Source organism: Bacteroides sp. ET489 (assembly GCF_030518095.1).
Taxonomy (GTDB): Bacteria; Bacteroidota; Bacteroidia; order Bacteroidales; family Bacteroidaceae; genus Bacteroides; species Bacteroides ndongoniae.
Map to the genome: position 1 here is coordinate 1 of NZ_JAULLJ010000082.1, position 4,393 is coordinate 4,393.

6 protein-coding genes are annotated in these 4,393 nt (G+C 43.2%); all 6 read left to right on the plus strand.

Annotation, left to right across the window (positions count from 1 at the left end; all coding sequences use genetic code 11):
* A partial coding sequence (locus Q3C19_RS17900) for a helix-turn-helix transcriptional regulator (protein WP_368045247.1) occupies positions 1 to 753 on the plus strand: 753 nt, incomplete at its 5' end.
* A 142-nt stretch (positions 754 to 895) separates the two neighbouring features.
* The gene (locus Q3C19_RS17905) at positions 896 to 1,663 is read left to right on the plus strand and encodes a hypothetical protein (RefSeq protein ID WP_302731174.1); all 768 of its coding nucleotides are present in this window, start codon (positions 896 to 898) and stop codon (positions 1,661 to 1,663) included.
* 363 nt (positions 1,664 to 2,026) lie between these two features.
* On the plus strand, positions 2,027 to 2,548 hold the full coding sequence (locus tag Q3C19_RS17910) for a hypothetical protein (protein ID WP_302731175.1): 522 nt from the start codon (positions 2,027 to 2,029) through the stop codon (positions 2,546 to 2,548).
* Positions 2,549 to 2,701: 153 nt separating this feature from the next.
* A complete protein-coding gene (locus tag Q3C19_RS17915) occupies positions 2,702 to 3,229 on the plus strand; it encodes a hypothetical protein (protein WP_277120435.1) in 528 nt (175 codons plus the stop codon).
* An 8-nt stretch (positions 3,230 to 3,237) separates the two neighbouring features.
* The gene (locus Q3C19_RS17920) at positions 3,238 to 3,417 is read left to right on the plus strand and encodes a hypothetical protein (RefSeq protein ID WP_022161862.1); all 180 of its coding nucleotides are present in this window, start codon (positions 3,238 to 3,240) and stop codon (positions 3,415 to 3,417) included.
* A 205-nt stretch (positions 3,418 to 3,622) separates the two neighbouring features.
* Complete coding sequence (locus Q3C19_RS17925; protein WP_302731177.1) at positions 3,623 to 4,351, plus strand: hypothetical protein; 729 nt, start codon at positions 3,623 to 3,625, stop codon at positions 4,349 to 4,351.
* Positions 4,352 to 4,393 lie beyond the last annotated feature (42 nt).

The following is a 4,393-nucleotide window of genomic DNA, read 5'->3' on the forward strand; positions in this document are numbered from 1 at the left end:
TTGACTAAAACGGATGAAGTCCGAAGCGCTCATTCACATTACAATTACCAGCTTCGCGAGCAGGAGAACCAGCGTTTGAAGCTTCAGAACCTGCGTCAGCGTCAGATGAATGTCGCCATCTTGGTGGTGTTTGTCCTGTTTGCGTGTGGCGGTACACTCTATTATTTGCATCGGCGCAAGGTCATGCGTCTGCGTCTGCAGGTGGCCGAGCAGTTGCAGGCCGAGGCCTATCGCAACAGCCGGCAGTTTGTAGAAGACAATCGCGAACATATTCATCGGTTGGAAAACCGCATCCAAGAGCTGAACACTCAGTTGCAGGGCAGCAGCTTGCAATGCGAGCAGCTGCAGCAGCAAATCGACATTCTGTCCCACATGAACTGGCAGGTGGAATTGGAGCAAAACAAGCGTTTGTTGGATCAGGACCTGTTTTCCCAGTCGGAAATCTATGCCTTGTTCAGGCAGAAGTTGACAACCGGGCAGGCCGTCACTTCTGCCGAGTGGAGCCGGTTTGCCGAACAGCTCGATGGCTCCTTCGACGGGTTTACTCAAAAGCTGGGTCGCTTAGGGCAGTTGAAGGAAAAAGAATGGCGTGCCTGCCTGCTCATTAAGGCTCGGTTTAAAAACAAAGAGATTGCCGCTCTGTTGTTTCTTTCGCCCGAAGGCGTCAGTTCCCTTCGGCGGAGGCTTTGTGCCAAGTTTTTCCAAAACGGTTCGGAAGCTAAAGAGTGGGATAAGTTTATTCTCTCATTATAAGCCTCTTGCATACTCCGTGCACAGTTTTTTGCACAGTTTTTCTTCCCGCTCAACGCCAAATGCACAGTTTTTGCACAGTCGATTTGTTGGTTGTCCCTTACTTTTCCCGGAATTTTGAAATACGAACTTAAAAATAATATTTATGAGACATGCTTTTGTTATGATGGTCGTTCTGCTTTGCAGTGCAAGCGGATGGGGGCAGAAATACGTCTTTGACGTGTACAGCCATGTGGTTGAAAAGATGTATGACATTAAGGTGACGAGACCTGATGGATTCGAAGAGTTGGTTGAAGATTCTTATCCCATTCAATTTTATGTGGGAGAAAATGGAGGTTTTGTTTATCCTGTTTCTTTGGTTTCCGAGGATAAGAATTGTCTATTGCTGTATCCATTCTTCAATTATTGGCCGGGCATAAAAGGAAATGCATATAGTGACTTGAAGGCTTCGTTGGGGATGGATACGTGGGATATTACGATTCCTTTGGACACGGCCCGTTATGTGAAAATATTTACTCAGGGAGAACTGGTGGACTGTTGCAATGCCGATACGCTGACAGTTTATAGGATAAAACTGCCGAAAGGATTCGAATACAAGGAAAAGTATTCGGCTTATGTTGGAATCCTTATCAGGAAGAGCGGTCATGCTTCGGGCATCATGAAGATGGTACTGACCGAAGAAGGCTGCAAACATGCGGACGACTATCTGAAACGTTTCCTTGGAAGCATGCGCTATTCGGACGAAGCGCCGGCGCTTCCCAGTCTAAAGAAGATCAAAAAGCTACGTAAACGGATAGACTCGCGCATCCGTCGGTTGGATCAGGCTGATAAGGATAAGATACGCGGTTCGCTTGACTTCATCTTTCCTGTAGGTATGTTCAGAGATACGTTCGAACGGCATTGCCCGGAATGAACTGCTTGCATCTGCGTGGTTAAGCGTGCTTGTTAACTCTCTCTGATTAGGAAAATTGTGTATTTACGGAGTTTGCACGTTTTTGCACGCTCGATTTCTTGATGATTTGAATTGATTTGGTGAACTTTGAGATATGAACTTAATCCAACCTTGACTTCGTCGATTTTCAATTCGCAAACTTAATCTGCAGTGGACAAGTTGACGAGTTGACAAGGCGTTTGTAGCGAGCCGTTTCGGGCGGTACTTTATAAAATAGGGTATTTGGGACCTTATTAGCTTGTTGGCTGAAGCCTTGTCACCTAATAAAAAGGCTTTGTAAACTTAAATGTAAAACAATAGTGTAAAATAGTAAAGTGTATTATTATGATGAAAGTAAGAAGTTTTTTATTGGTAGTGAGTTTCTTGTTTTCTGTGTGTAATCTGAATGCTCAGAAAACGATAACGGATCCTTGTGAGGGAAAGGTGTTATCGACGTGGAAGGAACAAATAGAATTTGTGAAAGAATGTGCAGAGAAAAGCATGAAAGACCTAAAACTGATGGGTTACAAAGAACTGGGTGAAATTAGCTCGCAGCAGCAGTTGGATGATTATCTGAAACGAACGTTTGCTGATGATACGAAAGGAGTGTTTTATCTGGATGAAACCGGAACCCGTTACGAAATACTACCTCTGAAGGAGGGTAGGGAAAAGGAGCGCTCCGTGCGACAGAAGGATACATATGATCTGATTCAACAGCAGTTGACTAAAGAACTTAAAATAGGAATGGAACTTATAGAGTTACAATGGGAATATAAAGGAAAAACTTTTAATTCTGTAGCCGTTGCTCATAAGGGCGGTAAATTTGTATATGATCCGATAGGTTCTCTGGTGCTGTTTGAAAAATGAAATATTTTTTGCATTGAGTATGGCGGCGAAACAAAATGCACAGTTTTTGCACAGTCGATGCCTTGGTTATCAGAATTGGTTTGGTGAACTTTGAGACATCAACTTAAATAACGAAGCGGAAGCTTATTTGTCGAATATTTAAAATGTACAACTATGAGTAGAATTACATTGAAACTTGTTGCTCTTTGTGGGTTATCTTTTCTATTATTTGCCTGTAACAATGTGGAAGGGCAAAATGGAATTGTTGAAAAAATAAGTGAAAATAGGGCAGTAAAGGACAGAAGCCAGTTGCCTGCATATACAAAACTGACAGACAGCGAACGGGAAAGGGTTGATTCCATCGCACAGACAACAGCTTTTTTGAACTATCAAAGGGTCTTTCAGAATTATCTTGAGAAAAGTGTCAAAAGTGTGAATGAGCTTTCGGCAGATGAGCAGAAAGCTTATTTCAGTTGTACAACGGTGGAGGAACGAAATGCTTGGGATGCCAAATTGAAAATAACAAAGGAGGTGCAGGATTTGGACAATATGAGGACTGCTTATGAGGAATTTAAAAGTAAAATTGGTGTGACGGACGCGGAAGATATGGCGCTGGAGATGATCGCTATTTGCGAAGGAAGAGAAAGGACGCCCTTAAATTTGAAATTTTCCGAAAAGGAGTTGCCAGCAGATAAAAAGTGACGAGCCTGTTGCTTTATCTGACTTGGTATCTTGAGGAAAAGAAAGTGCGTGTAGCGGAGATAGAGCAACGGGTGAAAGACGAATTTGGTGTTGTTATTCGGGTGGAGATACTCGATTGGAAGAAGGCACAGGCAAGTTCGTTTGATAGTATTGAACAAAAGGCCGTTGAAATTTTTAGTAAAAAATGATCTTTTGTGAACTTTGAAGAGCGTATTAAATTAGAGAAAGACTCGTATTTTTTCATTATCTTCGCTCAAGATAGCTCTTATTATTTAGGTATAGTTTGAACAAAGCGAAGAATCTCAAAAAAAGGATGCTCGGGCATTCAGATCCTTCACTTTGTTCAGGATGACATTACATAAAGATTATACTTTTTCATTTTGACGCACCTTTATGAAACATGCTTTTATGATGCTGTTGGTCGTTCTGCTTTGCAGTATAAGCGGATGGAGTCAGAAACGCATTTTTGACCTGTACAGTTTTCAGGTTGAAAAGTTGTATGGCATTGAGGTGACGAAACCAGAAGGATTTAAAGTATTGTCAAAAGAGACTTATCCTCTTACTCTTTATACGGGGAAAGGAACGTTTTGGCAGTATGCAGTATCCTTGGTTTCCGAGGACGAGAACTGTCTGTTGCTGTATCCTTATTTCAATAAATGGGGTCGAGACAGAGTGTATGAGGAATTGAAAGCTTCGTTGGGAGAGAATCCGCTGGACAAGGGGCTTGCGGTGGATACGGGCCGTTATGTCAGGATGTTCACCCGAGGCAGGGAAGTGTACCGTTGCGGTGCCGATACGGTGGTCGTTTGCCGGATGCAGCTGCCGGAAGGGTTTGAGTACAAGGACAAATATCCGATTTGTGTCAGCGTCAACCTTCATAAGCAGGGTCATCCTATAGGCATGATGAAGATGTTGCTGACTGAAGAAGGTAGCGAGGATGAGGAAGTTTATCTGTCTCGCTTCATTGCAAGTATCCGCTATGCGGACGAAGTTCCGGTCACCAGTCCTAAACGGACTGAACAGGTGCGCAAACAGATGAATGCACGTACTTGGTGGCTTGGAAAGGCTGCCAAAAAGAGGGTACGCAGCGCGCTTGGATTGAATTATCCTTTTGAATTATGAAAGGATCGGGAAGTGGGTGCCCGGAATGATTGTTTGCATTTG